Genomic DNA, 24915 nt, shown 5'->3' with positions numbered 1-24915 from the left:
CGGATGCGTTCGTGCAGCGCGGCCATCCGGGCGTCGAGGTCCGCGGCCGTCCGGGCCGCCGCCGCGAGTTCGCCGGCGAAGTCGTTCGGGACGCTGTCGGGGTACTTGTAGGACAGCTTGTGCTCCACCGCCGCCCAGAAGTCCATGGCGATGGTGCGGAGCTGGATCTCCACCTTGACCTTCTCCACCCGGTCGGACAGGAACACCGGGATGCGCACGATGAGGTGCAGGCTGCGGTAGCCGTTGGCCTTCGGGCCGTCGATGTAGTCCTTGGTGCGCAGCAGCTCCACGTCGTCCTGCGCGGTGAGCATCCGGGCGACCTCGTAGACGTCGGAGACGAACGGGCAGACCACGCGGATGCCGGCGATGTCGTCGAGCGCGGCGGCCGCGGACACCCAGTCACCGCCGAGACCGCGGCGGCGCACCTTCTCCTTGATCGCCTCCGGCCGCTTCACCCGGCTCGTGATGTGCTCGATCGGGTCGTGCCGGTGGACGAAGTCGAACTCCTCGCTGAGGATGCGCAGCTTCGTCATCAGCTCTTCGATGGCGAACTTGTACATCAGGAGGAACCGCGGGAGCTGCCCGGCGACGGCGAGCTCGTCGGCCGCCTCACGCAAGGAAGCGTCCTGGGCCGCCGGGTCGGTGGTCACTGAAGCCTCGTGCTGTCGTCGGTCGTTGCGGAGCACCAGAGTACTGCGCTCCACCCGGTCAACGGACGGCGACGGGCCGGAGTTCCCGCACCGGCCGGCCCGGCCCCGCCGGTGAGGGCGACGGGGCCGGGCCGGCCGGCGAACGTGCGCTCGGGGAAGCCGCACGCCGGGCACTGCCTACCGGGTGCTCGGGGCGGCGCCGGCCGTCCCGGTGGAAGCCGCCCCGGCCGAGGCGGCGACACACCGGGCCGCGACCGCGGCCGCGTTGTCCGCGGCATCCGCCTTGGCGTCGGCCTTGCCCTTGGCCTTGGCCTTCTCGCCTGCCTTGTTCTGGTCAGCCTTGTTCTGGTCAGCCTTGTTCTCGTCGGCCTTGTTCTCGTCGGCGGCCATGCCCTGCTGAGCGGCCGCTGCGGGGTCGGCGGCGGCCTGGGAAACGCAGTCGAGGATGGCCGCGCACTGCTGCGCGGAGACCGCGGCCGCCTGACCGGCCATGCCGTTGTTCCCGGCGGCGCCCTGCTGGTCCGCCATGCCGTTCTCGGCGGCCTTGCCGTTCTGCTTGGCCGCGTCCACGCCGTTGGCCATGCCGTTCTGATCGGCCATGCCGTTCTCGTCAGCCTTGGCGCCCTGCTTGGCGGTACCCATGCCGTTGTTCTCGGCGGCGCCCTGCTGGTTCGCCATGCCGTTCTCGTTCGCCATGCCGTTCTGATCGGCCATGCCGTTCTCGTTCGCCATGCCGTTCTGGTCCGCCATGCCGTTCTGGTCCGCCATGCCGTTCTGGTCCGCCATGCCCTGCTGCCCGGCCATGCCGTTCTCTTCGGCCTTGCCGTTCTGCTTCGCCATGCCGTTGGCGTCGGCCACTCCGGCGGCCTGGGCCACGCATTGCTGCACCACCGCACAGTTCTGGGCGGCGGCCTTCTCGGCGGCCTTGTCCTTCTTCTGGGCCTTGCCGTTCCGGGCGCCGGATCCGTTTTCGGCGGCCGCCTGCTTCTTGGCCGCCGCGCCCTGCTGGTCGGCCATCCCGTTCTCGCCGGCCATGCCGTTCTGGTCCGCCATGCCCTGCTGGTCGGCCATGCCGTTCTGGGCGGCCATGCCGTTCTCGTCCGCCATGCCGTTCTGCTCGGCCATGCCCTTCTGCTTGGCCGCGCCCTTGCCGTTCGCCATGCCGTTCGCCATGCCGTTCTGCTCGGCCTCGTCCTTCGCCGCGACCTGCTCGGCCGCCCCGGCCACCGCCAGGCACTCGGCCGCCACGGCGTTCGCCGCGACCTGCTTGTCGCAGCCCGCCGCCTGGCGCCGTTGGCCGATCTGGTCGACCACCGCCTTGCGGTTGGCTATCCGGGCCGCGGACTGGGCGTCCGGTGCCAGCTGCTGGCCCTTGATGAACGTGAGATTGTTCTGCAACGCCGTGTCCAGACCACCGCAGCTCTCCGTGGCCGCGTTACCGGCCGGGCTGCTCAAGGCGATCGCCGTCGCGGTCGCTCCCGCGACTCCCAACAGCGCTGCGAGTCCGATTGTCGCAGGTTTGCGGTGTCGTCCTGCCGTGCGCGTGTGGGGCATCAGCCCCTCCTTTCCGGTCGCCACCTCACCACGGCACACGGCGCGGCGACCGGAGTGGTTCACCGCCCCGCGCAAGGAAAACCCGGAACGTCCACAGTGGACAGAAAGGAAAAGGGCGCGTGGCACCTCGAACCGGCGGCCCGCCGGTTCGGCTCATGCCTACCAAAGGCGAAGTAATCCCCGGGTTAACGGAAACCGCCCCGGGCGAATCCCCGGGGCGGTCCGGCACCGCGTCAGCGCGCGGTCACCTGCAGGCTCCAGTCGCCGTAGCCGTACGGCGACGCCACGACCGAGACGCTCGTGTCGCCGCTCGCCGTCCACGCCCCGACCGGCCGGAGCCGGTACTCCCCGACCCCGACCTGCGGGAACGTCGCGACGCCGTTCGCGTCGGTCTGCGCCATCGAGAGCACGTGGACACCGTCCTCACTCAACGTGACCTTGACCTTCGCCACGCCTTCGCCGGCGTCCGGCCGCCCGTTGCCGTTCTTGTCGGTCCAGACCTGTCCCTTGGCATCGGCCTTCTTGCCCGGCACCTTCGCGAGCGCGTACGCGTACGGGCCCCCGACGTACCCACTGCCGTCGATGTAGCACCCGAGACCCGTCTGACCGAAGTACGCCGCCCGCTCCGGTACCTTGCCCGAGACCTTGAGCACCAACCGCTGTCCCGGCGCCAGCTCGCCCGCGTGGCGCAGCGGACCGAACGCGCCCCACTGGTCCTCCGGCACGTCCAGCTCGAGGCCGCTGCCGGCGGGATCACAACCCGCGTAGAGGCCGCTCAGCGGCTTGGCCCCGGTGTTGGTGAGGGTGACCGTCGCCGTGCCGGTCGCGCCCACCGCGTAGCTCGCCTTGTCGAGCGTGATCGTCTCGGTCAGGACGTCGGTGAGCGGCCGGGACGCCTTGATCTCGAGCGCGGTGTTCGCGCCGCTGCCGTCCAGCCGCAGCGGGCCGACGCTCGACGGGGGCACCCAGCCGTCGGGGAGGTCCGTGAAGTACAGCGTGAAGTCGCGCGAAACCGGGAGCCCCTCGAACGCGAACCGGCCCGCGGCGTCGGTGGTGGTGACCACCTCCTGCGACATGCCGATCCCGATGGTGTGGACCTTCGCCCCGGCGAGGTCTTCGCCCGGCGACGGCTTCCCGTCGCCGTCGCGGTCGCCGTAGAGGTGGCCGCCCATCCGGTCGGTGGTGCCCGCCGGCACGAGCGGCACGGTCACCCGCACCGAGTTGTCGCTCCCGTCGGTGTCCAGCTCGCCGGAGGCGGTGAACTCCACCTCCGGGGTGCCTTCCGGACGGGAGCTGAAGCTGCCGTGCAGGTGGTAGGTGCGGCTCTCCCCCGGCGCGAACGAGGTGCCCCCGGGTACGCGCAGGTCGCCCCATTCCTCGTCCGGGATCAAGAAGTACGGCCCGGAGTCCGTGTACGCCGCCCCCGACACGTGGTTCGCGGTGGCGTCACCGAGGTTGGTGACGGTGAACTCCACCGGGATGTCGTCCCCCGGCAGCCACCGGCCCTGCTGCACGGTCGCGGTGACCTTGAGGTTCGGGCCGGTTTCGGCGAAGGCGGGTGCGGCGGCGAGGCCGGTGATCGTCAAAGCTGCGGTCAGCACGCAGGCGACGCGTGCCGACCGGGTGAATCTGCCCATGCTTCGGGTTCCTTCCCCCTGTTTCGGTTGTCCAGGCCAAGTTAGGCCGACCGCGGACAACCACGCACGGCGGAACATTCCGGTCACGGGCGAAGGCAACCGGGCGGGCGGCTCGAGCGTTTTGCCCGAGCAGCACCGCCCGGGCCGGCTCAGCCGAGGTCGGCCAGCTGCGGCACGGCCGGGGCCATGCCGTCGATCCACGCTGCCGGGGAACCGGTGGTCGGCGTGATGATCACCGTCCGCACCCCGAGCTTCGCGTAGTCCGCCATGGCGCGGACGAACTCGTCGCGGGTGTCCGGCGCCGGCCGCGGGTTGTTGGCCAGGATCGTCTTCTGGATCGCGTCGTAGTCGCGGCCGACGTCGTCGCAGTGGCGGCGCAGCACGTCCAGCTTGTGCGCGACGTCGTCGGGCGACGAGCCGAACAGGTTGCACGCGTCGCCGTACTGCGCGACGAGCCGCAGCGTCTTGCGTTCCCCGCCACCGCCGATGAGCACCTTCGGCCGGTGGATCGGCTGCGGCGAGCAGAGCGTTTCGGCCAGCTGGTAGTGCTTGCCCTCGAACGGGCCGTTGTTCTCCGGGTCCCACATCTGCCCGCAGACGCGCAGGGTCTCCTCCAGCCGCTCGAAGCGCTCGGCGACCGGCGGGAACGGCACGCCCATCCCCCGGTGCTCACGCTCGAACCAGGCGGCGCCGATGCCGAGGACGGCCCGGCCGCCGGAGAGGACATCGAGCGTGGTGACGATCTTCGCGAGCAGCCCCGGGTGCCGGTAGGTCACGCCCGTGACGAGGAGGCCGAGGTCGAGGCGGGACGTGTGCGCGGCGAGGTAGCCGAGGGTCGTGTAGCCCTCCAGCATGTGCGACTCGGCGGGGAGACCGGTCGGCTCGATCTGGAAGTAGTGGTCCATGAAGGACAACCAGGTCGCGCCGGCCTCCTCCGCCGCGGCACCGACGCGGGCGAGCTCGCCGGCGATGGCGGTGGGGCCCCCGTCGATGTCGAAGATGGGAAGGTGGAAGCCGAGTTCCATGAAGCATGCTCCTGACGTGGTGGGTGTGTCCGCCACGGTAGGACCTGGAGTGCACTCCAGGGCAAGTCCTCAGCGCACGGCCGCGGCCAGGAACTCCCCGACCGCGCGGTCGGTCGTCGTCCCTTCGGTCACCGGGACCCCGGCGGCGCGCAGGCGGTCCGCGAGCTCGGCCGACTTCCGGCCGCCGTCGCCGACGAGGAACGGGGGCGCGCCCGGGCCGGCGTAGGTCAGCGGGCTCGCCTCGCGGAGCGTCGACGGCGAGCCACCCAGCGCCACCAGCACCGACGCGCGGGTGAGCGGGTCCAGGCCCGTGAGGCCGAAGTCCGCGGGGGCCGACAGTGCCGCCACCGCCCGGACCGTGCTGTCCTGCCCCGGGTACTGGCCGGTGTCCGGACCGCGCGCGACGCCGAGCAGCGCCGCCAGGGTGCCGCCCGTGCCGGTGCCCGCCACCGCGATCCGGGCCGGGTCGACGGCCAGCGCGGCCGCGTTGGCCTTGAGGAACCGGACCGCGCACCGGGCGTCGGTGAGCGGGGCCGGCCACGGCGCGGCCGGCGCGAGGCGGAAGTCGATCGAGGCGACGGCGAACCCGCGGGCCACCAGTTCGTCCCGCAGCGGCCCGAACCGCGGACCGGCGAGCAGCGCCCCGGGGCCGGCGGGCTTGCGGTTGCCGAAGACCAGCCCGCCCCCGTGCAGGAAGAGCACCACCGGCGCCGCCGGCCCGCCCGCCGACCGGCGGTGGACGTCCATCGCCAGCGGCACGCCGTCGGGACGGCAGTACTCGAAGGTGCCGGTGACGCTGTCGAGCAGCGTCGAAGCGACGGGCCCGGTGCTGGAGTCGCCGGCCGCGACCGTGCCCGCCACGCCGGTGGCGAGCACCGTCACCTGCACCGGGAACAGCACGATCCACGCGGACGCACGCCGGAGCGCGGACGGCCGCGGGTGCGCCCGGCGCCGCGCCACGACCAGGAAGCCGAGCACGGCGACGACCTGCAGCCCGGCGGCGACGTAGTCGGTGAAGCCGGCGACCGTGTCCGCCGGCTGCCAGGGGTCGAACCGCGTCATCAGCCCGAGCGGACGGCTTACGGCCCACAGCGCGAGCGCCGCGGCCGCCGCGAGCGCGCCGAAGTGCGCCGTCCTGCGCGTCGGCCACCCGAGCACCACGACGACGGCGACCAGCTCGACGGCGGCGACCGCGCCGAACGCCATCGCGTACAGCTGCCAGATCCGCCAGAGCGCGGGCACCGCGGCCGCCGGGACCAATGCGCCGCCGAGCGCCGCCAAAACGGCCGTGACCAGCACCGGCCCGCGTCGCAGCGGTGGCGGCGACGCGGGCAGGTACTCCTCGGGCGGGCGGGAGGCACCGCGCTGCCCGGCGACGACCTTCATGAGGCCAGTGTCACCCCGGACGACCGGCCCCGGCCACTTCCGGCGCTACTTGCGGGCCGCCGTGTAGTTCCGGAACAGCAGATAGGTGTCGAGGATGTCGGACGACGCGCTCTCGACCGAGCGGTAGATCCCCCACTTCGGGCGGACGTAGTCACCCTGGTCGGGGATGTTCACGTTCGTCATGCTGCCCTGCGCGGCGACCGGTGCGCCGGAACCGGTGCCGTTGCGGATGACGCACGCGGCCTTGCCCTTCGAGCCCGGCGTGAACGTCCACTCGATGGTGATCCACTTGTTCCGCAGCGGCGAGAGGTCGGTGGCCGCGATGCTCGGCGAGCCCGAGTTGGCGTAGGCACGGGCGTTGAGCATTTCCTTGCTCCCGCTGCGGGTCAGGTCCAGGGTCACCCACGGGCCGCCGTTGGTCGACGGCGTCTTCGTCTGGAAGATGTGGGTGAACTTGCTGGTGCCGTGCAGCGAGGCCGGGATGTACATCTCGTAGGAGATCGTCCAGGTCTCGCCGTTGTGCATCTTCAGCGTGGTGCCGTTCTGCACCATGCCTTTCGTCTCGGTGCGCTGGCGGTCGCCGCCGCCGGTGGTGTCGCGGTCGTCCTTCCAGATGTTGAAGCGGTAGTGGTCGCCTTCGACGACGACGTACTTGCGGTCGGGGTGGTGGTTGCCGCGGTCGGCCTCGATGCCTTCGAAGGCCTTCAGGCCGTCGGAGGCGGGGTCGGGGTGCCAGAGCGGGGCGGCCTGGGCGGGCACGGCCACGCCCAGCACGACCGGGACGGCGAGTGCGGAGACGGCGAGGGAACGCAGGAGGGTCCTGCGGGGGAATTCCGGCATCGTCGGTGTGTCCTTCCTGACGACGAGTTCGGCAGGGGTGCACATCGGTCGGCGGACGGACCCGGCAATCCGGGCTGGACATCCGATGTCTTGCGTGTCGAAAGTAAAGCCGAAGGCGATCTGTGTCAATGGTCGCCGCGTCGCCACCCTGGTTCGTCAAGAATTCATCGGATGGCAGCGGCGAGCCCTCCTCGTAGGTACGGTGCAGGTGTGAACGACCGGATCGCCCGCCACGAGCGCGTCTCGGCGGCGCTGGCGGAGGCCGGCGACGACCTCCTCGCGCCGGCACGGCCCCTGGGCAGCGGGATCGGCGGGTCGACCTGGCTGCTGCGGGTGGCGGGCGAGCCCGTGTTCGTCAAGCGGGTCGCCCTCACCGACGTCGAGCTGCGGCACGAGCACTCGACCGCCGACCTCTACGGCCTGCCACCCTGGTCCCACTACGGCGTCGGCTCGGCGGGCGGGGGTGCCTGGCGTGAGCTGGCAGCCCACCGCACGGCGAGCCGATGGGTCCACACAGGACAGTGCGAGAACTTCCTGCTCCTGCACCACTGGCGCGTCCTGCCCGGGCGGCGCCGCGAACCACCGGGCCGGGCGGAGCTCGAGCGGGACGTCGCGTTCTGGCACGGCGACCCCGGCGTGCGGCGCCGCCTCGAAGCGCTCGCCGCGTCTTCGACCGACCTCGTGCTCTTCCTCGAACACCGTCACTGGAGCCTCGCCGAGTGGCTGAGCACCCCCGGCACGCTCGGGTGGGTCGACGAGGACCTCCGTGCCATCACGGGTTTCCTGGGCGAGCAGGGCGTCCAGCACTTCGACGCGCACTTCCGCAACGTCGTCACCGACGGCGAACGGCTCTACCTCACCGACTTCGGGCTCACTGTGTCGTCGCGGTTCGACCTCTCGGACGCCGAAGCGCAGTTCCTCGCCGACCACGCCGGCCACGACCGGAGCTACGTCGTGACCGAGCTGGTCAACTGGATCGTCACCCACCTGACCGACCGCGGCCGCGGCGGTTGGCCCCATCCCAGCGTCCGCAACGACTTCGTCCGCGAATGCGCGGCGGGACGCGAGGTGCCGGAGCTGCCTCCACGGGCGGCCGCGCTCCTCCGCCGCTACGCCCCGGTGGCCACCGTCGTCAACGGCTTCTACTTCGCGCTGCACGGCGAGAGCCGCCGGACGCCTTACCCGCGAGACGAAATCGCCCGGCGGCTGCTCGACGCCGGCCTCTCCGCGAGCTGACCTTGTCACCCTGGTGGAGCACACCGGACCCGGTTGACCGGCGGAAAGCGTGGGTACTTCTCTTCCGCGACGCCGGAATCCGGACTTCCCCTCCCCCGGGTCGCGTCCTCCGGCCGTGACGCGGGTTCCCGGCGGCCACGGCACCACCACATCCGGTCCCTCGGAGCACACCATGATGAACGACTCAGGAGCCTGGCACGACAAGCTGCAGCGAGCCCAGGAAGCGATCCAGCGCAAGCAAGCCGAACAGGCGAGCCGCACCACGGCGACCGCCTCGACCACGCCGCGTTGACCCGGCGGCGATCGTCCGTCCACAGGAGACACCGGCACGGCCGTCGGTGCGGGCCCGGGTGCCCTCGGTTCCCCCGGGCTCGCGGCCGCGCCCTCCTTCCGGGGCTTGACCACCGGACACGGGGACTTTAAGGTCAGCTACTGCGCAGCGTGTTAACGTTAACATGCGCTGGTCCCCGACGCGCTCCGAAGGAACCGACAACGATGAGGTTGTTCTCCCCGCGCCGTTTCGGCGTCGTGCTGGCCGTCGCGGCCGCACTCGTCCCCCTCGGCAGTACCGGCGCCGGTGCGGCGCCGGGCCCCGACGCCGGCGCGGGAGTCCGCGCCGCCGCGAACACGCTTTCCGTCCCCGACATCGACGACGTGCGCGGCAACCTCACGCTGCCGACGAGCGGCTCGGACGGCACGAGCGTCACCTGGACGTCGTCCGCTCCCGCCGTGATCACCCCGACCGGGGAGGTCATCCGGCCGGCGACCGGCGCCGCGCCCGCGAAGGTCGTCCTGACCGCGAAGGTCAGCCTCGGCCGCGAAAGCACCACCCGGCGGTTCACCGCCACCGTGGTCCCGAAGCCGGTCCAGGAACCGCTGGCCGGCTACAGCTTCTTCTACTTCACCGGCGAAGGCACGTCCAACGGCGAGCAGATCTACTCGGCGCTGAGCCGCGGCAACGACCCGCTGAACTGGAGCGAGCTCAACAACGGGCAGCCGGTGCTCAAGTCGAGCCTCGGCGAAATGGGCGTGCGCGACCCGTTCATCCTCCGCTCCCCCGACGGCGACAAGTTCTACCTGCTGGCCACCGACCTGCGGATCTACGCCGGCCGCGGCTGGGACGCCGCCCAGCGCACGGGCAGCCGGTCGATCATGGTCTGGGAATCCACCGACCTGGCGCACTGGTCGCGCCAGCGCAGCGTCCAGGTGTCCCCGCCGACCGCGGGCAACACGTGGGCGCCGGAAGCGTTCTGGGACGCCAAGCGCGGGACGTACGTCGTCTACTGGGCGTCGAAGCTCTACGCGGAGAACGACCCGGACCACACCGGCGACAGCTACAACCGCATGATGTACGCGACCACGCGCGACTTCGTCACCTTCAGCGCGCCGCAGGTCTGGATCGACCCGGGTTACTCGGTGATCGACTCCACGGTGATCAAGAACCAGGACACCTACTACCGGTTCACCAAGGACGAGCGCAACAACACCTCGTCGACGCCGTGCAGCAAGTTCATCACCGAAGAGAAGGCCATCGACCTGCTCGACCCGCACTACGGCTTCGTCGCCGACTGCATCGGCAAGGCGACGGCGACCAGCCCCGGCCTTTCCGCGGGCGAAGGGCCGACCGGGTTCAAGTCCAACACCGAGAACAAGTGGTACCTGTTCATCGACGAGTTCGGCGGTCGCGGCTACGTCCCGTTCGAGACCACCGACCTGAACTCCGGCAAGTGGACGATGTCGGCCGGCGCGCACCTGCCCGCGTCGCCGCGGCACGGCACCGTCCTGCCGGTCACCCAGGCCGAGATGAACCGGCTCAGCGCTCCCCCGGCACCGGTGAAGGCCGACTCGAACGGCCTGGTCGCGCACTGGCCGCTCGACGCGAAGTCGGGCACGGTCGCGGCGGACACCACCGGCCACGGCTACGACGGCGCCCTCGCCGGTGACGTCTCCTGGGCCGGCGGCGCGCTGGCCTTCGGCGGCAAGAACGGGCACGTCCAGCTGCCGAACAACCTGCTCACCGGGGCCGGCGCGGCCACCGTGTCGGCCGACGTGCTGGTCGACCCGAGCCAGCAGACGCCGTACTTCCTGTGGGGCCTGGGCAACACGGCGAAGGACGGCACCGGCAACGGCTACCTGTTCACCACCGGCGGCACGGCGAGCGGCGGGTTCCGTGGCGCCATCGCGACCGGGAACTGGACCACCGAGCAGGCCGCAGGCGCCGGCGGGCTGCCACGGGGGGTGTGGAAGAACGTCACGCTCACGGTCGGCAACGGCGTCGAGGTGCTGTACTTGGACGGCGTCGAGGTCGCCCGCAACGCGAACGCCACCATCAAGCCGTCGGACCTCGGCGGCGGCGTCACGGCGGCGAACTACCTCGGCCGGTCCGTGTACGCGAGCGACAAGACCCTGACCGGCAAGATGAAGGACGTGCGGCTCTACAACCGCGCGCTGTCCGGGCTCGAGGTCGCCACGCTGCCGTCGAACAGCACCGCGATCCGGTCGGTGGAGCTCGACTCGCTCAAGACGCCCGCCGTCATCGACTCCGGCGCCGGGACCGTCGTGCTGCCGGTCAAGCCGGGCACCGACCTGCGCCGGCTCGCGCCGAAGTTCGGCCTGGCGCCGGGCGCGACCATCAAGCCGGACAACGGCAAGCCGGTGAACCTCGGCTCGCCGAAGAAGTTCACCGTCACCGGCGCCGGCGGCGACCGTCGCGTGTGGACGGTCGAGGCGCACGAGGTGCACAGCCCGGTGCTGCCGGGGTACAACGCCGACCCGAACATCGTCGCGTTCGGCGACACGTACTACCTGTACCCGACCACGGACGGCTTCGACGGCTGGAGCGGCACGAAGTTCTCGGCGTGGTCGTCGAAGAACCTCGTGGACTGGAAGGACGAGGGCGTCATCCTCGACCTGGGCAAGGACGTCGGCTGGGCGGACAAGAACGCCTGGGCGCCGACGATCGCCAAGCGCAACGGGAAGTACTACTTCTACTTCTGCGCCGAGGCCAAGATCGGCGTCGCGGTGAGCGACTCGCCGACCGGCCCGTTCGTCGACTCCGGCAAGCCGCTGATCGCGAAGAACCCCGACGGCGGGCAGGCGATCGACCCGGCGGTGTTCATCGACCACACCGGAAAGCCGTACCTGTACTGGGGCAACGGCAACGCCTACGTCGTCCCGCTGAACGACGACATGGTCTCCTACGACCCGGCGAAGATCACCCGCCTGGATGGCCTGACCGACTTCCGCGAGGGGCTGTTCATGGTCGAGCGGAAGGGCACCTACTACCTGAGCTGGTCGATCGACGACACCCGCAGCGAGGACTACCGCGTCGGGTACGCCACGGCGCCGAGCCCGGCCGGGCCGTTCACCAACCACGGCGTGATCCTGAGCAAGGACGCCCACCTCGGCGTCCTCGGCACCGGCCACAGCTCGATGCTGCAGGTCCCGGGTACCGACGACTGGTACCTGGCCTACCACCGTTTCGGCATCCCGGGCGGCGACGGCACCCACCGCGAGACGACGATCGACAAGCTGACGTTCCGCCGCGACGGCACGATCGCCCCGGTCGTCCCGACCCTGGAAAGCGTGCGGCCGCAGCGGATCCCGTGGCACTGCGGGGGTGTCCGCATCAGCTGAGAGTCACTCGACCTGGTGAGACGGAGATCACGAGCGACGGCGTTTACCCCGGCTGGGCCGGGGTAAACGTCCGCCGTTCGGGTTGCTTCAACCGCGTCCGCCCCAGGAGTCGTTTGATGACCAGTGTCCTGACCGACGGCCTCGAGAACTCGCGTCCGGTCCCCCGGCCGCGACGCCGTCCGGTCACGTCCGACACGCTCGCGGAGCTCGCCCGCCTCACCGCGCTGGCCGAGCTCGCCCGGCGCTCCTCGCCGTCCCTCATGCACCACGCGATCCTCGCCGGCACGTCCCCCGCCACGGTGGCGGCCGCCGCGAAGGTCGGCGTCGCCGAGGCGCACATCCGCTGGCACGAATGGGCCGACACGGCCGTCGGCCGCGACGAGTACCTCCGCGTCCACACCGCGTTCGCCGAAGCCGTCGTCGCCCGCCACGACGCCCTGGAGGAGGAACTGTGCCTGTGACGATCGACGGCACGACCCTGGCCGACCTCGCCGCGCTCGGCGACGCGGCCACCGAGCTGCTCGAGGAGATCACCGAGCAGCTGGCCACCGCCGCCTCACGACGCTGAGGCGCCTATCCGGCCAGCTCGGGCAGGGTCAGGGTGTGGCTCGTGTGCCGCACCTTGGCGCGCAGGTAACGGAGGTTGTCGGGGTTGGCGTGCACGCCGGTGGGCACCGTCTCGGCCACCGTGATGCCCCGCTCACGCAGCTGCCGGACCTTGTCCGGGTTGTTGGTGAGCAGGTCGACCTCGGCGATGCCCAGCGCGGTGAGCATCTGGGCGGCGGCGGTGTAGTCGCGGGCGTCCTCGGGCAGGCCGAGCGCGGTGTTCGCCTGATAGGTGTCGAGACCCGCGTCCTGCAGGGCGTAGGCGTCCAGCTTGGCGTACAGCCCGATGCCACGGCCCTCCTGACGCAGGTAGAGCAGCACGCCGCCGGCGCTGTCGATGCGCTGGACGGCCTCGCGCAGCTGGGGCCCGCAGTCGCAGCGGGCGGAGCCGAACACGTCCCCGGTCAGGCACTCGGAGTGCATCCGCACGAGCGGGGTCGCGGGATCGCCGAAGACCAGGGCCAGGTGCTCGCCGCCGTCGGCCAGGCCGTCGAAGGTCACGACTTCCGCCGTCGCCGAGTAGCCGTCGGCGAAACGCAGCGGGACCCGCACCCGGGTGCGGACGGTGGCGGCGGGGATCATGGCGGCTCCTGTCTCGTTCAAATTTGAACCTAGAGCGACCGTACCCCTTGAGTTCGAATTTGAACAACAGGTACGGTTGTGACATGGGTCGTCCGCGGTGGCTGAACGCCGAGGAGAAGCGCGCCTGGAACGCGTTCCTCGGCACCTACGAGCTGCTCAACCGGCGGCTGGACCAGCAGCTCAAGCAGGACTGGAGGATCTCCCACCTGCAGTACGTGATCCTGGCCCGGCTGTCCGGCGCCCCGGACCGCGAGCTGCGGATGGCCGAGCTGGCCTGCGCGGTGTCGAACTCCAAGAGCGGGCTGACCTACCAGATCGGCCAGCTGGAGCAGGCCGGGCTGGTGCGCCGCCGCGCGTGCGAGAGCGATCCTCGCGCCGTCTACGCCGGCCTCACCGACGAAGGCATGGCCCTGCTGGAGCGCGCCGCGCCCGGGCACGTCGCCCTGGTGCGCGAACTCCTGATCGACGTCCTCACCCCGGACCAGCTGAGCGCGCTGGCCGACGGGCTCGGCGAGGCGAACCGCCGCATGCTGACGGACGGAGACGACGGCGGCTGCGCCGGAGAACGCCCTGATCGCCCCGGCGGCCCCCGGTAAACTCGGGGGATCGGCACGATCCTCGATCGGGTACCGGAGGTCCGCCATGGGCGCGATCGCTTCGAGTCCCGCCGCCCTGGTCGTCTACCTGGTGCTCTTGGCGGGACTGGCCGCGTTCCTGGGCTATGCGTGGTTCACGCGGTACCGGGAGAACTGGGACGAGCTGCTGCGCAAGTGGTCCGCCAAGCGCGACGACGAGCGCGACCGGCGGCCGCCGGAGGACTGACGAACCCGCCTCCCGGCAACGGCTGTCCACAAGGGATCGAGGGTCAGGTCGCCGCCGGGTGGGTCCAGAGATCGCCCGCGCCGCCCCGGGCGACGTGCTCGCCGTAGACCCGCACCTTGTCCGAGATCACGTCGAGGCACTCGTTCAGTTCCGCGATCCGCGCGACGACCTGCTCCTGGTGTTCCTTCAGCAGCTCCAGCCGCTCGGGTTCGGTGCCCGGCCCCCGGCGCACCAGGTCCGCGAACTTCCGGATCGTGGCCAGCGGCATGCCCGACGCGCGGAACTTCGTGCAGTACAGCAGCCATTCGACGTCCCACTCGGTGTACACGCGACGGCCGCCGGCGTCGCGGCGGACCGGGCCCGCCATCAGGCCTTCCCGCTCGTACAGCCGCAGCGCGTGCACGCTCATCCCGGTGCGCTCGGCCACCTGCCCGATTCCCAGCTCCACGAAAGCGATGCTAGATCAGTTGACCTAGACCGCGGTCCAGCTCCTAGCTTGGCCGCCATGAACACGCAGCAGCACAAGATCGGCTCCGGCTTCGGCCACCGCACCACGGCGGCGGAAGTCCTGCACGGCACCGACCTCACCGGCAGGCTCGCCCTCGTCACCGGCGGGTATTCCGGCCTGGGCGCCGAAACCACCCGCGCCCTCGCCGCCGCCGGGGCCCACGTGATCGTCCCGGCCCGGCGTCCCGCCGAAGCCCGTCGAGCGATGGGCGGCACGGCCGAGGTCGCCGAGCTCGACCTGGCCGACCTCGGCAGCGTCCGCCGTTTCGCCGAAGGGTTCCTCGCGTCGGGCCGCGGGATCGACATCGTCATCGGCAACGCCGGGATCATGGCCTGCCCGGAAACCCGGGTCGGCCCGGGCTGGGAGGCCCACTTCGCGGTCAACCACCTGGGGCACCACGCCCTGGTCAACCTGCTCTGGCCGGCCATTAGGCCGGGCGCGCGGATCGTGACCGTGTCGTCGGCGGGCCACCAGCTTTCCGGGATCCGCTGGGCCGACCCGCAGTTCGAACGGGGCTACGACCGCTGGCTCGCCTACGCCCAGGCGAAAACGGCCAACGCCCTGTTCGCCGTCCACCTCGACGCGCTGGGCCGGGCGTCCGGGATCCGCGCGTTCTCGGTGCACCCCGGCGCGATCCTCACACCCCTGCAGCGGCACCTCACGCACGCCGAAATGGCCGGCCGCGGGTGGGTCGACGCGGACGGCAGTCCCGCCGACCCCACGTTCAAGACTCCGGCGCAGGGCGCGGCGACCCAGGTCTGGGCGGCGGCTTCCACACAGCTCGCGGGCCTGGGCGGGCTGTACTGCGAGGACTGCGACGTCGCCGAGCCGACCGAGAGCTCCGCGATGGTCTCCGGGGTCCGCGAACACGCCGTCGACCCCGGCGAAGCCGCGCGGCTTTGGGCGCTTTCGGCCCGGCTGACCGGTGTGGACGCCTTCCGCGTGTGAGAAGAGCCGGATCGCGCAACCATTCGGGGTCCTCATCCGTGCTTTAAGGTGTGAGGACCATTTCGGAACGACGGCGGCTCTTCCGGCTGCGGGCGACGGGGATCGCGGCACTGGCCGGGGCCGGCCTCGCCTTCGCCCATACCGCGACCGGCGCGACGGCCGGGGGACCCGTCCTGGCCGCGTCGACGACCGGGCACAGCCTGCCGGACACCGCCGCCCCGGCGCCCGTGACCACGCGAGAAGCGCCGAACCCGATCCTGCCCTTCAACGCGAAGCTGACCTCGGAGGACATTCCCGTCCTCGGCGGTGGTGTGCGCAGCGGCGCCTGCAGCGGCTCGCTGGTGGCACCGCAGTGGGTCGTCACCGCCGGGCACTGCTTCCACGACGTGCACGACGTCCGGGTCGGCGGCCGGTCGCCGTACACGATGACGGTGACCGTCGGCCGGCTGAAGGACAGCGATCCCGGCGGGCACACGGCCGAGGTCGTGGACGTCCGGCAGTCGCCGGTCAACGACCTGGCCGTGGTGAAGCTCAGCAGCCCGGTGACCGGCATCGCCCCGGTGAAGCTGTCCGAGACGCGGCCCTCGGTCGGCGAACAGCTCCAGTTCGCCGGCTGGGGTTCGCACTCGGCGACCGTGCTCGGTCCGTCGGACCACCTCAAACGCGGGCATTTCCGGGTGTCGGGCGTCGACCGGGTGACCCTGGAAGCCCAGCCGGTGGGCACGCGCACGGTAGAGAACGGCCCGTGCCCGCAGGACTCGGGTGGCCCGTTCTTCCTTTCCGACGACGACCACAGCGGGACGCTGGTGGCCATCGTCAACACCGGCCCGCCGTGCCCCCAGCCCGGCGCCGAGACGATCGCCCGCGTCGACGTCGTGGCGGATTGGATCCGCGAACAGACCGGGTGACGCTCACCGCGTCCGCAGTGCGGCCACTTCTTCGTCGATCAGCAGGTCAGGGTCGAACTTCATGCCGGTGAAGTGGCCGGCCAGCTCGAGGGAGAGCACGCCGTGCAGGCGCGTCCAGAAGGACAGCGCGCGGTGCAGGGCCGCGGCCGTGGCGGGCCGGTCGCCCGCCCACTCGCGGTGGTCTTCGAGGTGCACGTCGAACGGCGTCGGCGGCTCGCCGTCCGCGGGCGCGGCGCAGGCGTCGACCAGCACCGCCATCACCTCGGACGAGATCGCGGTCGTGTCGGCCGGGGCCTGATAGCCGGGGACGGGCGTGCCGTAGACGAGGAAGTACCGCTGCGGGTCGCTGCGCGCCCAGTCCCGGATGACGTGGGCGAGGCCGGCCAGGCCGGCACCCGCGCCGGAGGCGGCCCGGACGGTGTCCGCGAGGCTGCGGTAGGCGTCGCGGATCAGCGCGGTGATCAGCTCGTCCCGGCTCGCGAAGTACCGGTACAGCGCGGGACCGCTCATGCCCACCTGCTTGGCGATCGCGTTGAGCGACAGCGCCGGCACGCCCGCCGCGGCGATCTGCTCCCACGCGTGACGCTTGATCTCCGCACGCACCTGGGCTCGGTAGCGCTCTCGCGGGCTCTCGTTCACCGTTAGAGGTTATCACTTTTCCTATTGACACTCACACCGTCGTGGTTATAGCTTCTAACCAACACGATAGCCACTTACGAACGGAGAGAACCATGACCGCCCTCCGGCTGCGCACCGCGCTCCTCGCCCTTCCCCTCGCCGCCGGGCTCGCCGGTTTTGCGGCGCCGGCCCAGGCCGCCGCCCCGGCGCCGGTGACGTGCCACGGCGCGGGCATCGACCCCGCGGCCCAGCTCCACTACCGGACCCAGGCGCTGGTCAAGGCCCCGCCGAGCACGGTCTGGAAGCTGCACACCGACGTGGCGGACTGGCCGTCGTGGCAGCCGGCCGTCACCAGCGCGCAGCGGCTCGACCCCGGGCCACTGCGCCCGGGCTCGCGGTTCCGGTGGACCACCCCGGCCCCCGCCACGCCCACCACCCCGGGAACCACGCTGGTCATCACCTCCACCGTCGGACAGGTCCAGCCCGGCCGGTGCGTCCGGTGGACCGGGCCGGCGGTCGGCGACGGGCTGCGCATCGACCGCGGGGTACACGTCTGGACCTTCACCCCGGTGCGGGACGGCGTCCTCGTCGCCACCGAGGAGAGCTGGACCGGCGAGCAGATCGAGGCCGACGCGGCCACCGCCCTCCGCTACCTGGGTGGCGGCCTCGACGCCTGGCTCGCCGATCTCAAGACCACCGCCGAAGCCCGCGCCTGCGGCCGGTGAAGGAGAAGACGATGACCACCACCATCCGCCCCTCCGGCCGGACCTCGAAGACCGTCCTCGTCGCGGCCTGGGCTGTCCCCCTCATGGTTGTCGGCCAGTTCGCTCTGCTGGCCGGCCTTCCCATCGCCGTCGTCCTGATCGGCTCCCGGCGCGAGCGCCGCCTGCGCTGGTGGGCCGGCGCCCTCGCGGCGGTGTACGCCGTGCTGCTGACGCTGTGGATCTCCGGGCCGGGCAGCGCGCCCAGCCTGTCGAAGTACCTGAGTCCTGCCGCCACCGCGCTCTTCGCCGCGGCCGGGCTCGCGGTCGCCGCGGTGGTCAGCCGCCGGCGTGCCCGATGACGAACGCCGTCAGGAAGCCGATGGTGGCGAGCAGGCCGGTGTAGAGCTCGGTGCGTTCGAACGCCTCGGGGATCATGGTGTCGGCGATCATGGCCAGGATCGCCCCCGCGGCCACCGCCGTGATCGCGGCGACCGTCGCCGGGGACGCCGTCCGCAGCAGGAGGTTGCCGAAGAGGGCCGCGGCCCCGCTGACGACCGCGATGCCGCTCCACACCCCGAAGACGTACCGGGCACTTCGCCCGGCTGCCTTCATGCCCGCGGCGCTGGAGAGTCCTTCCGGGACGTTCGAGATGAACACCGCCGCCAGCACCGTGATCCCGACTCCCCCGCCGCCGAGCAGCGACACGCCGAGCACGACCGATTCCGGGATCCCGTCGAGCAGGGCGCCGACGGCGATGGCGGCCCCGCTGCCCGCGGTGTCCTGTTCGGACGGTTGCTGGCCGCCGGAGCGCTTGCGGTGCCGGGCACCCCGCCGGGCCAGCAGCACGTTGATGGCGACGTAGACGGCCGCGCCGCCGAGGAAACCGCCCGCGGTCGGCACCAGCCCGCCGGCGTGCTGGGCCTCGTCGACCAGGTCGAAGGCCAGCGCGGAGATCAGCACGCCGGCCCCGAAGGCCATGATCCCCGCGACGACCCGGCGGGACACGCGCACCCACCACGCGACCGCGGCGCCGAGGACCAGCGCGATCCCGCCGACCAGGCCCCACAGCCCCGCCTCTGCCCATTGCGGCACGAGAGCCACCTTTCCGCCGGCACGTGATCGTCCGGGAAGGGACTACCCACGGACGCCGACGGGGACACCTCCGGGCCGCGAAACATTGTCCTGATGTGCGAAGACATTCCCCGGACATTCCCCTCCTTGTGCCGTCTCCCGCCGCGCCGCCAGGCTCCGGTGGCACCGGCGAGAGACCGCCGGTCGTCGAGAAAGGAAACGGACATTCCCATGCGCACCAAGAGCAGCAAGCCGGCCCGGGTCGCCGCCGTCATCGGGACGGCCGTCGCGCTGACGGCCTTGTCATCGGGCCTGACGGCCGGCCAGGCCGGCGCCGAGACGCTCAGCACCTTCTCCCTGTGCTCCGGCACGGCCACCGGCGCGGTGGCCAAGTGGGGCCCGGTGTCCAAGCACTGCTCCTACACCAGCCCGGCGAGCGGCTGGCACGGGAAGCTGCGGGTGGAGTGGAACACGCAGTCGGGCACCAACCAGGCCGCGTGCGTCGAGGCCCGGATGGGCAAGGCGGCCCACCCCGACGCCTGGCAGGGCATCGGGTGCGGGCAGTCGGGGGTCGGGACCGTCAAGTGGCCCGCCAACAGCGCGTCGAACCTCGAGGTCCGGGTGAAGGGCATGGGCACCAGCCTCGTCGCCAACGTCGACTACTTCATCTGAGCCGGTGACCACGCCCCCGGCCCCGCGCGCTCGCGTGGGGCCGGGGCTCAGCCGGTCACGTCGACCTGGAAGTAGATGCCGCTCGACTGCGGCAGGTAGAACCGCCCGCCGGAGTCGACCATCTTCCAGAACACCTGGCAGGGTCCCGGCGTGCCGCGGGCCTGGACCGGCACGCTGACCGTCACCTCCGCGCCGGGCCCGGCGTCCGGCAGCGGCACGCGCGGATCGGTGTGGCAGACGTCCAGGCCGTCGAGCGGGGGCAGGCGCTGCAGGAACCGGCCGTGCCAGGCGACCGTGCCGGCGTTGCGCAGCCGCCACGTCTTGACGAACCGCTGGTTCACGGCGACCCGGCTGCCGTCGGGGTAGGTGACGTCGGCGACCAGGCTTGAGGCGTCGCCTTCGATCGGCAGCGACGGTTCCCCGCCGCTTCGGGCACGCGGCACGTTCACGGCGACCACGACGCCCGCCGCCACCGCGACGACGACCGCGGCGACCAGCAGCCACCCGTGCCGCGCACCTTCCGGTCCGGCCGTCCCGCCGCCGTCGCCGTCCTGCCGGGCCGCGTTCCAGCGGGCCCGCCACTCGCGCCGGGTCTCTTCCTCCTCCCGGCCGAGCACGGTGACAGCGAGGGGCCGCACGAACTCCCAGGTGGTTTCCCAGCTGGGCAGCTGCAGCCCGCGCGCGGCGGCCGCCAGCGCCGACTTCGACGCCACCGCCCCGAATTCGGTGCGCATCCGGTCGTAGGACGGGTCGCCCGCCGCCTCCTTGAGCACCAGCAGCGCGTGCGCGAACTCCGCGACCGGGCCGCCGTCCGGGTCGGGCCGGCGGGCCCGGCGCCCCCGCTTGCGCACCGGGCCGCCCGCGTGGTCGATCGTCATCTCCTGCCTTCCCCCGAGACCCGATCGCGACGGTAACGCAGCTTCGGCGCCCTCGCCGCCCGGAAGATCACCCGGCCGGGGGCCGCTGCGCAGTCCCGAGGGGCAGCGGATTCCGCCCCTTCGGCCGCCAGTTACCCGGCTACGCTGGGCCGCAGCGGATCAGGGGGGTGCGATGCGGGTTCTGCTGACCGGGCTGCCGATCCGGTCGCACCTGATGCCCGTGCTGGTGCCGCTGGCGCGGGCGGCGCGGGAAGCGGGGCACGAGGTCGCGATCGCCACCGGGGCGGCGGTCGCGGACGACGTCGAGCGGCTCGGGGTCCCGGTCGTGGTGCTGCCGGACGCCCTGGCCCCCGGGGAACTGGGGCGGCGGCCGGACCTGCTGGACCGGTCGCTCCTCTCGAAGCTCCGGCACTGGCGGCCGGAGGTGACCGGGCCACTGGCCGTGCCCCTGTTCAACGACACGATGACCGCGGAGTTCGCCGCGAACGTCGTCGACGCCGCGTGGCACCCCGACGTGATCGTGCGGGAGACCAACGAGTACGGCGGGTACCTGGCCGCCGAGGTCCTCGGCGTGCCCTCCGCGGTGGTCGACATCGCGCCGCTGCTTCCCCGGCTGGTGCCGGACCTGGGCGCTCGGCTGGACGTCCTGCGCGGCGGCTTCGGGCTGCCGCCGTCCGGCTCGGTGACGGCCACGCTGACCGCCGGTCTGCTGCCGGAGCCGTGGTACCCGGCCGAACTGCGCACACCGGGGCACCGGTACCACCGCGTCCCCGAACCCGCCGTGGCTCCCGCCGAAGCCGGGCCGGTCGTGCTGGCCGCCTTCGGCTCGAACGTGCCTTCCCTGCTGGCGCCGGACTCCGAGCTGTTGGCGATCACGGTGGAAGCACTCGGCGCGCTGGGGGTGCGGGCCGTCGTCGCGCTCGGCAGCGACGAGGCCGTGGCGTCGTGGACCGGTCCCCGCCCGGAAAACGTCGAGCTGGCGGGCTTCGTGCCGCAACGCGCGTTGCTCGCCGCGAGCGACGTTTTCCTGACACACGCGGGATTCAGCGGCGTGCGCGAGGCGTTGTCGGCCGGGGTGCCGATGGTGGCGGTGCCGTTGTTCGCCGACCAGCCGGCGAACGCCGGGCGCGTCCGGGAACTGGGCGCCGGGTTCCGGGTCGACGCGGCCGGGCTCACGCCGGAACGGCTGGCCGACGCCGTCTCCCGTGTCCTCGGCGAGCCTTCGTACCGGTCGGCCGCGCGGGGTTTACGGCGCCGCATCGGCGAACTGCGGCCGATCACCGATTTCGTCGCCGATCTCGAGGGGCTCACTTGACCGAGTGTGGCGCGCGTCACGGAATGCCCGTCGATCTTCGGCGCTACACACGGGTAGAAACCGTCCGTCCTCGAGGGAGTGCCATGTCCGCTACGACCACCCCGGCCGAAACCGCCACCGCCGTGCCCGAGCTGGAGGACTTCGACTTCCCGCTCACCGACGGGGCCGCCTGCCGCATCGACGACCCGGACTGCGAAGCCTGCCAGTGATCTCCCGGGTGCCGGCCGGGCTCCCGGCCGGCACCCGCGTCAGCCCGGAAGACCGCCGGGCGCGGGCAGTCAGACGTGCATGGCCAGCCACAACGCCATCCAGGCGACGCACGCCAGCGCGCCGCCCACCCCGAACGCCAGCAGGACGCGCCGCAGCCCCGCGACGACCCCGGCCCGGCCCGACATCTCGGTGATTCCCGCTTCAGCCATGGCCAGGAGATGCCCGCCCCGGGAGCGGGCAAACGTCGGTCCCGCCGATTCGCCCGGCACGGGACTCGTCAGAGAGCGGCGAGGGCCACCCGGTCGCGGCCCGCTTTCTTGCCCGCGTACAGCGCGTCGTCGGCCGCCCGGATCACCCCGTCGAGATCGGCCGCCGGCACCACCGGGTGCAGGGCCGCGCCGATCGTCGCCGACAACGTCACCGGCTCGCCCGTGGGCGTGGAGACGCGCAACGCGCGGATCCGGAGCCGGATCCGCTCGGCGATGGCGCGGACTTCGGCTTCGTCGACGTCGGGCAGCAGGACGGCGAACTCCTCGCCGCCGTACCGGCCGACCGTGTCACCGCGCCGGACGGCCCGGGTCAGGACGGTGGCCACCGCGGCGAGGACGTCGTCGCCGACCGGGTGGCCGTGGGTGTCGTTGATGCGCTTGAACCAGTCGAGGTCGATCATCAGCACGCCCACCCGCTGCCGGGTCGCGCGGGCGCGCTCGAGCGCGTGCTCGGCCTGTTCGCCCCAGGCCTTCGCGTTCAGCAGCCCGGTTCGGTGGTCCGTGCGGGCGGCCAGCTTCAGCTGGTCGAGCTGGACGCACTGGTGCAGCGCGAACGTCGGGATGATCATCAGCAGCGCCGCGGGCGGCCACCACAGCAGCGCGAGCGCCACGAAGACGCCGAGCGCCAGCTGGCTGACCTCCAGCAGGTTGTCCGAGGCGCTGCCCAGCAGCCGCCGGCGGTGCTCGACGGTGACGGTCCAGGCGATGACCGTGCCGACGAGCGCGGTGTTGACCGCCCACTGCACCGCGGCCGCGGTGACCACGGCCGCCAGATCGGCCCAGCCCGGCCGGACGCCGGCGCCGAGCTGCGCGAGGTGCTCGTGCGCCCCGGTCGCCCGCAGCACGGCGGCCGCGGCGGTGGCGGCCAGCGCGAGCGTCGCGGCGGTGAACACCGTGCGGTGCGGCGGCCGGACCGCGTCGAACCGGTTGACCAGCAGCCAGCGGTGGCCATAGATCGCGGCCACCAGCGCGACTTCGAGCACCAGCGGCAAGGCGATGACGCCGGCGAAGATCCAGACGCTGCAGAGGTCGACGTAGGGCGTACCCGACCGGTCGCGGCGCCGCCGTTCGATGAGGTGCGACGCGTGCAGGTGCGGCAATGCCGCCGCGACGAGCCAGCCGGCCGTCACCCACTGCCGGTCCGTCGGCGCCGTCCGGGCGGCGAGCACCAGCACGCCGAACGCCACCAGGATGACGCCCAGGACGAGGAACCGCACCCGCCCGGGCAACGACCACAGCTTCCACCGCACCGGTGCCCAGCCCGCGTGGGTGATGTCCTCTCCGCTCATCGCAGCGCCTCCCCGCCCTGCTCCGCGCCGATAACCCCCAGTAGCCCACGGTAGTCGCGTTGCGGCTCGATGTCAGCCGATTCCCCACAGCGCGACCCGACCGGACGGCTGAGACCATTTGCGGGATCCCGCACGGGACGAACCGCACGGAAAGGCGAGCCGATGAGCGACAAGGGCTGGTGAAACCCCACGACCGATCCCCCACGCCCCGACGCACCGGGAAGGAGTACGCGATGAGCGACAAAGGCTGGTGAGCCCTCAGGCTTCGGCCGGCAACGCGGCCGAGACCGCGTCCGGCCGGCGACGCGACCAAGCGGCGGCCGCGGCGAGCGCGACCAGCGCTCCCGCGGTGCCCGCCCAGGCGATCGCCGTCGCCGGGCCGGCCAGCTGCGCGAGCAGCCCGCCGGCCACGACTCCCAGCCCCTGCCCGGCGATCATCCCGGTGCGCGCGAACCCGAGGGCCCGCCCCCGCACCGGCGGCGGGGACAGCTGCACGAACGTCGCCCCGGCGGTGACCTGGTAGGCCGAGCAGAGCCCGGACACGAACAGCAGCGCCAGGGCCGTGCCCAGGTCCGGCTGGGTCCAGTAGGCCGCGAGCGGCGCCGCCGTGCCCACCGCCAGCACGCCGAGGGCGCGCACCCGCACCGGCCGGGCGACCAGCCGCAGCAGCAGCGCGCCGGCGACCGCGCCCGCGGGCTCCGCGGCGAGGAGCACGCCGATCCAGCCGCCGCCCGCGCCGACCTGGTGGGCGAACGGCACCGCGAGCCCTTCGGGCACGACGGTGAACAGCGCCAGCCAGCCCAGCCACACCAGCGTGCCCAGCGTGCGGTCCTTGCCGACGACCACCGCGCCCGCGGCGACCCGGCGCCAGGAGCGCCGCCACCAGGTCGCCACCACGACGTCGGGTTCCGCGGCCGGGGGCGGGTGGCGGCCGAGACCGGCGCGGATCAGCAGGGCGGAGACGGCGAACGTGGCGGCGTCGATCGCCAGCGCGGCGTGCGCGCCGACCCCGGTGACCACGAAGGCGGCCACCGCGAACCCCAGCACCAGGCACAGCTGCGTCGTCACCTGCTGCACCGCCTGCCCCGCCTCGTACCGGGCGCCCAGCAGCTCCGGCAGCACCGCGCCCTGCGCCGCCGAGAACGGCGCTTCGGCCAGCTGCACCAGCACCAGCAACGCGGCCAGCAGCGGCAGCGGGACCGCGGGCACGGCCATCAGGGCCACCAGCGCCGCCCGGACCACGTCGCACACCACCAGCACCCGGCGGCGCGGGAACCGGTCGGCCAGCCACGACAGCAGCGCCCCCGAGACGAGCGCGGGCAGCATCGACAACGCGTACGTCGCCGCGCTCAAGGCCGCGGATCCGGTGCGCTGGAACACGAGGATCGACAGCGCGACCCGGGCCAGCTGGTCCCCCGCCACCGACAGCAGGCCCGCCAGCCACAGCATCCGGAACCCGCGCACCTCGAACGCGGACCACGTCGCACCCCGACGCCGGCCGGCCATCCCCACCCCCCAGGCTGTCACGCGGAAGCGTTGCCTGGAAACTCA

General features: G+C 72.4%; 27 protein-coding genes. 13 read left to right on the top strand and 14 right to left on the bottom strand.

Annotation, left to right across the window (positions count from 1 at the left end; all coding sequences use genetic code 11):
- The 6 genes from CF165_RS42130 to CF165_RS42105 form a co-directional block, all read right to left on the bottom strand.
- A partial coding sequence (locus CF165_RS42130) for a GTP pyrophosphokinase (protein ID WP_093953183.1) occupies positions 1–650 on the bottom strand: 650 nt, incomplete at its 3' end.
- A 177-nt stretch (positions 651–827) separates the two neighbouring features.
- Positions 828–2141 (bottom strand): hypothetical protein, encoded by a 1314-nt coding sequence (locus CF165_RS42125; RefSeq protein WP_240522051.1) that lies wholly within the window; start codon positions 2139–2141, stop codon positions 828–830.
- A 296-nt stretch (positions 2142–2437) separates the two neighbouring features.
- Complete coding sequence (locus CF165_RS42120) at positions 2438–3841, bottom strand: SdrD B-like domain-containing protein (RefSeq protein WP_093953181.1); 1404 nt, start codon at positions 3839–3841, stop codon at positions 2438–2440.
- 149 nt (positions 3842–3990) lie between these two features.
- Entirely contained in the window at positions 3991–4866 is an 876-nt protein-coding gene (locus tag CF165_RS42115) for an LLM class F420-dependent oxidoreductase (RefSeq protein WP_093953180.1), read from the bottom strand.
- A gap of 69 nt (positions 4867–4935) precedes the next feature.
- Positions 4936–6252, bottom strand: coding sequence for an alpha/beta hydrolase (locus tag CF165_RS42110; RefSeq protein ID WP_093953179.1), 1317 nt, complete (start codon positions 6250–6252; stop codon positions 4936–4938).
- Positions 6253–6297: 45 nt separating this feature from the next.
- Positions 6298–7092 (bottom strand): hypothetical protein, encoded by a 795-nt coding sequence (locus CF165_RS42105; RefSeq protein ID WP_093953196.1) that lies wholly within the window; start codon positions 7090–7092, stop codon positions 6298–6300.
- 210 nt (positions 7093–7302) lie between these two features.
- On the opposite strand from CF165_RS42105, the gene CF165_RS42100 reads away from it, so the two are divergent.
- The 4 genes from CF165_RS42100 to CF165_RS42090 all read left to right on the top strand — a co-directional run bounded on the left by CF165_RS42100 (position 7303) and on the right by CF165_RS42090 (position 12425).
- Entirely contained in the window at positions 7303–8328 is a 1026-nt protein-coding gene (locus tag CF165_RS42100; protein ID WP_093953178.1) for a hypothetical protein, read from the top strand.
- 115 nt (positions 8329–8443) lie between these two features.
- On the top strand, positions 8444–8620 hold the full coding sequence (locus tag CF165_RS51450; protein WP_158226911.1) for a hypothetical protein: 177 nt from the start codon (positions 8444–8446) through the stop codon (positions 8618–8620).
- Between the two features lie 203 nt (positions 8621–8823).
- A complete protein-coding gene (locus CF165_RS42095; protein ID WP_093953177.1) occupies positions 8824–11964 on the top strand; it encodes a family 43 glycosylhydrolase in 3141 nt (1046 codons plus the stop codon).
- 116 nt (positions 11965–12080) lie between these two features.
- On the top strand, positions 12081–12425 hold the full coding sequence (locus CF165_RS42090) for a hypothetical protein (RefSeq protein ID WP_093953176.1): 345 nt from the start codon (positions 12081–12083) through the stop codon (positions 12423–12425).
- A 112-nt stretch (positions 12426–12537) separates the two neighbouring features.
- Here CF165_RS42090 and CF165_RS42085 read toward each other — a convergent pair whose 3' ends face one another.
- A complete protein-coding gene (locus CF165_RS42085; RefSeq protein WP_093953175.1) occupies positions 12538–13152 on the bottom strand; it encodes a GTP cyclohydrolase II in 615 nt (204 codons plus the stop codon).
- An 83-nt stretch (positions 13153–13235) separates the two neighbouring features.
- Between CF165_RS42085 and CF165_RS42080 the strand changes: the two genes are divergently transcribed.
- Both CF165_RS42080 and CF165_RS42075 read left to right on the top strand, forming a co-directional pair.
- On the top strand, positions 13236–13748 hold the full coding sequence (locus CF165_RS42080; protein WP_093953174.1) for a MarR family winged helix-turn-helix transcriptional regulator: 513 nt from the start codon (positions 13236–13238) through the stop codon (positions 13746–13748).
- A gap of 46 nt (positions 13749–13794) precedes the next feature.
- On the top strand, positions 13795–13974 hold the full coding sequence (locus CF165_RS42075) for a hypothetical protein (protein ID WP_093953173.1): 180 nt from the start codon (positions 13795–13797) through the stop codon (positions 13972–13974).
- A gap of 43 nt (positions 13975–14017) precedes the next feature.
- On the opposite strand, the gene CF165_RS42070 is transcribed toward CF165_RS42075, so the two are convergent.
- On the bottom strand, positions 14018–14422 hold the full coding sequence (locus CF165_RS42070) for a MerR family transcriptional regulator (protein WP_093953172.1): 405 nt from the start codon (positions 14420–14422) through the stop codon (positions 14018–14020).
- Between the two features lie 57 nt (positions 14423–14479).
- On the opposite strand from CF165_RS42070, the gene CF165_RS42065 reads away from it, so the two are divergent.
- The gene (locus CF165_RS42065) at positions 14480–15430 is read left to right on the top strand and encodes an SDR family NAD(P)-dependent oxidoreductase (protein WP_093953171.1); all 951 of its coding nucleotides are present in this window, start codon (positions 14480–14482) and stop codon (positions 15428–15430) included.
- 50 nt (positions 15431–15480) lie between these two features.
- Complete coding sequence (locus tag CF165_RS42060) at positions 15481–16338, top strand: S1 family peptidase (RefSeq protein WP_240522050.1); 858 nt, start codon at positions 15481–15483, stop codon at positions 16336–16338.
- 3 nt (positions 16339–16341) lie between these two features.
- Here the strand turns inward: CF165_RS42060 and CF165_RS42055 are convergent, their stop codons facing one another.
- Entirely contained in the window at positions 16342–16977 is a 636-nt protein-coding gene (locus CF165_RS42055) for a TetR/AcrR family transcriptional regulator (RefSeq protein ID WP_093953170.1), read from the bottom strand.
- Positions 16978–17069: 92 nt separating this feature from the next.
- Here CF165_RS42055 and CF165_RS42050 point away from each other — a divergent pair, with 92 nt between their 5' ends.
- On the top strand, positions 17070–17681 hold the full coding sequence (locus tag CF165_RS42050; RefSeq protein ID WP_093953169.1) for an SRPBCC family protein: 612 nt from the start codon (positions 17070–17072) through the stop codon (positions 17679–17681).
- A gap of 11 nt (positions 17682–17692) precedes the next feature.
- Positions 17693–18019 (top strand): hypothetical protein, encoded by a 327-nt coding sequence (locus CF165_RS42045; protein ID WP_093953168.1) that lies wholly within the window; start codon positions 17693–17695, stop codon positions 18017–18019.
- On the opposite strand, the gene CF165_RS42040 is transcribed toward CF165_RS42045, so the two are convergent.
- Entirely contained in the window at positions 17997–18752 is a 756-nt protein-coding gene (locus CF165_RS42040) for a ZIP family metal transporter (RefSeq protein ID WP_093953167.1), read from the bottom strand. The two genes, CF165_RS42045 and CF165_RS42040, sit on opposite strands and share 23 nt — an antisense overlap.
- 210 nt (positions 18753–18962) lie before the next feature.
- Here CF165_RS42040 and CF165_RS42035 point away from each other — a divergent pair, with 210 nt between their 5' ends.
- The gene (locus CF165_RS42035) at positions 18963–19403 is read left to right on the top strand and encodes a hypothetical protein (protein WP_093953166.1); all 441 of its coding nucleotides are present in this window, start codon (positions 18963–18965) and stop codon (positions 19401–19403) included.
- 47 nt (positions 19404–19450) lie between these two features.
- Here CF165_RS42035 and CF165_RS42030 read toward each other — a convergent pair whose 3' ends face one another.
- Entirely contained in the window at positions 19451–20281 is an 831-nt protein-coding gene (locus CF165_RS42030; RefSeq protein ID WP_093953165.1) for an NBR1-Ig-like domain-containing protein, read from the bottom strand.
- A gap of 172 nt (positions 20282–20453) precedes the next feature.
- Here CF165_RS42030 and CF165_RS42025 point away from each other — a divergent pair, with 172 nt between their 5' ends.
- Together CF165_RS42025 and CF165_RS53560 are read left to right on the top strand one after the other, a co-directional pair.
- Positions 20454–21596 carry a glycosyltransferase gene (locus CF165_RS42025; protein ID WP_093953164.1) on the top strand — a complete coding sequence of 381 codons (1143 nt, stop codon included), beginning with the start codon at positions 20454–20456 and terminating at the stop codon, positions 21594–21596.
- 83 nt (positions 21597–21679) lie between these two features.
- Positions 21680–21805 carry a hypothetical protein gene (locus tag CF165_RS53560; protein WP_276209766.1) on the top strand — a complete coding sequence of 42 codons (126 nt, stop codon included), beginning with the start codon at positions 21680–21682 and terminating at the stop codon, positions 21803–21805.
- A gap of 69 nt (positions 21806–21874) precedes the next feature.
- On the opposite strand, the gene CF165_RS51915 is transcribed toward CF165_RS53560, so the two are convergent.
- The 3 genes from CF165_RS51915 to CF165_RS42015 form a co-directional block, all read right to left on the bottom strand.
- Complete coding sequence (locus CF165_RS51915) at positions 21875–22015, bottom strand: hypothetical protein (RefSeq protein WP_167441732.1); 141 nt, start codon at positions 22013–22015, stop codon at positions 21875–21877.
- 68 nt (positions 22016–22083) lie between these two features.
- The gene (locus CF165_RS42020) at positions 22084–23364 is read right to left on the bottom strand and encodes a GGDEF domain-containing protein (protein ID WP_240522049.1); all 1281 of its coding nucleotides are present in this window, start codon (positions 23362–23364) and stop codon (positions 22084–22086) included.
- A 258-nt stretch (positions 23365–23622) separates the two neighbouring features.
- Complete coding sequence (locus CF165_RS42015; RefSeq protein ID WP_093953163.1) at positions 23623–24870, bottom strand: MFS transporter; 1248 nt, start codon at positions 24868–24870, stop codon at positions 23623–23625.
- Between the last annotated feature and the right edge of the window lie 45 nt (positions 24871–24915).

The sequence above is a fragment of the Amycolatopsis vastitatis genome, from assembly GCF_002234595.1.
GTDB lineage: Bacteria > Actinomycetota > Actinomycetes > Mycobacteriales > Pseudonocardiaceae > Amycolatopsis > Amycolatopsis vastitatis.
The sequence above is the reverse complement of the archived record's forward strand: the minus strand, read 5'-3'. Positions and strand labels throughout refer to the sequence as shown.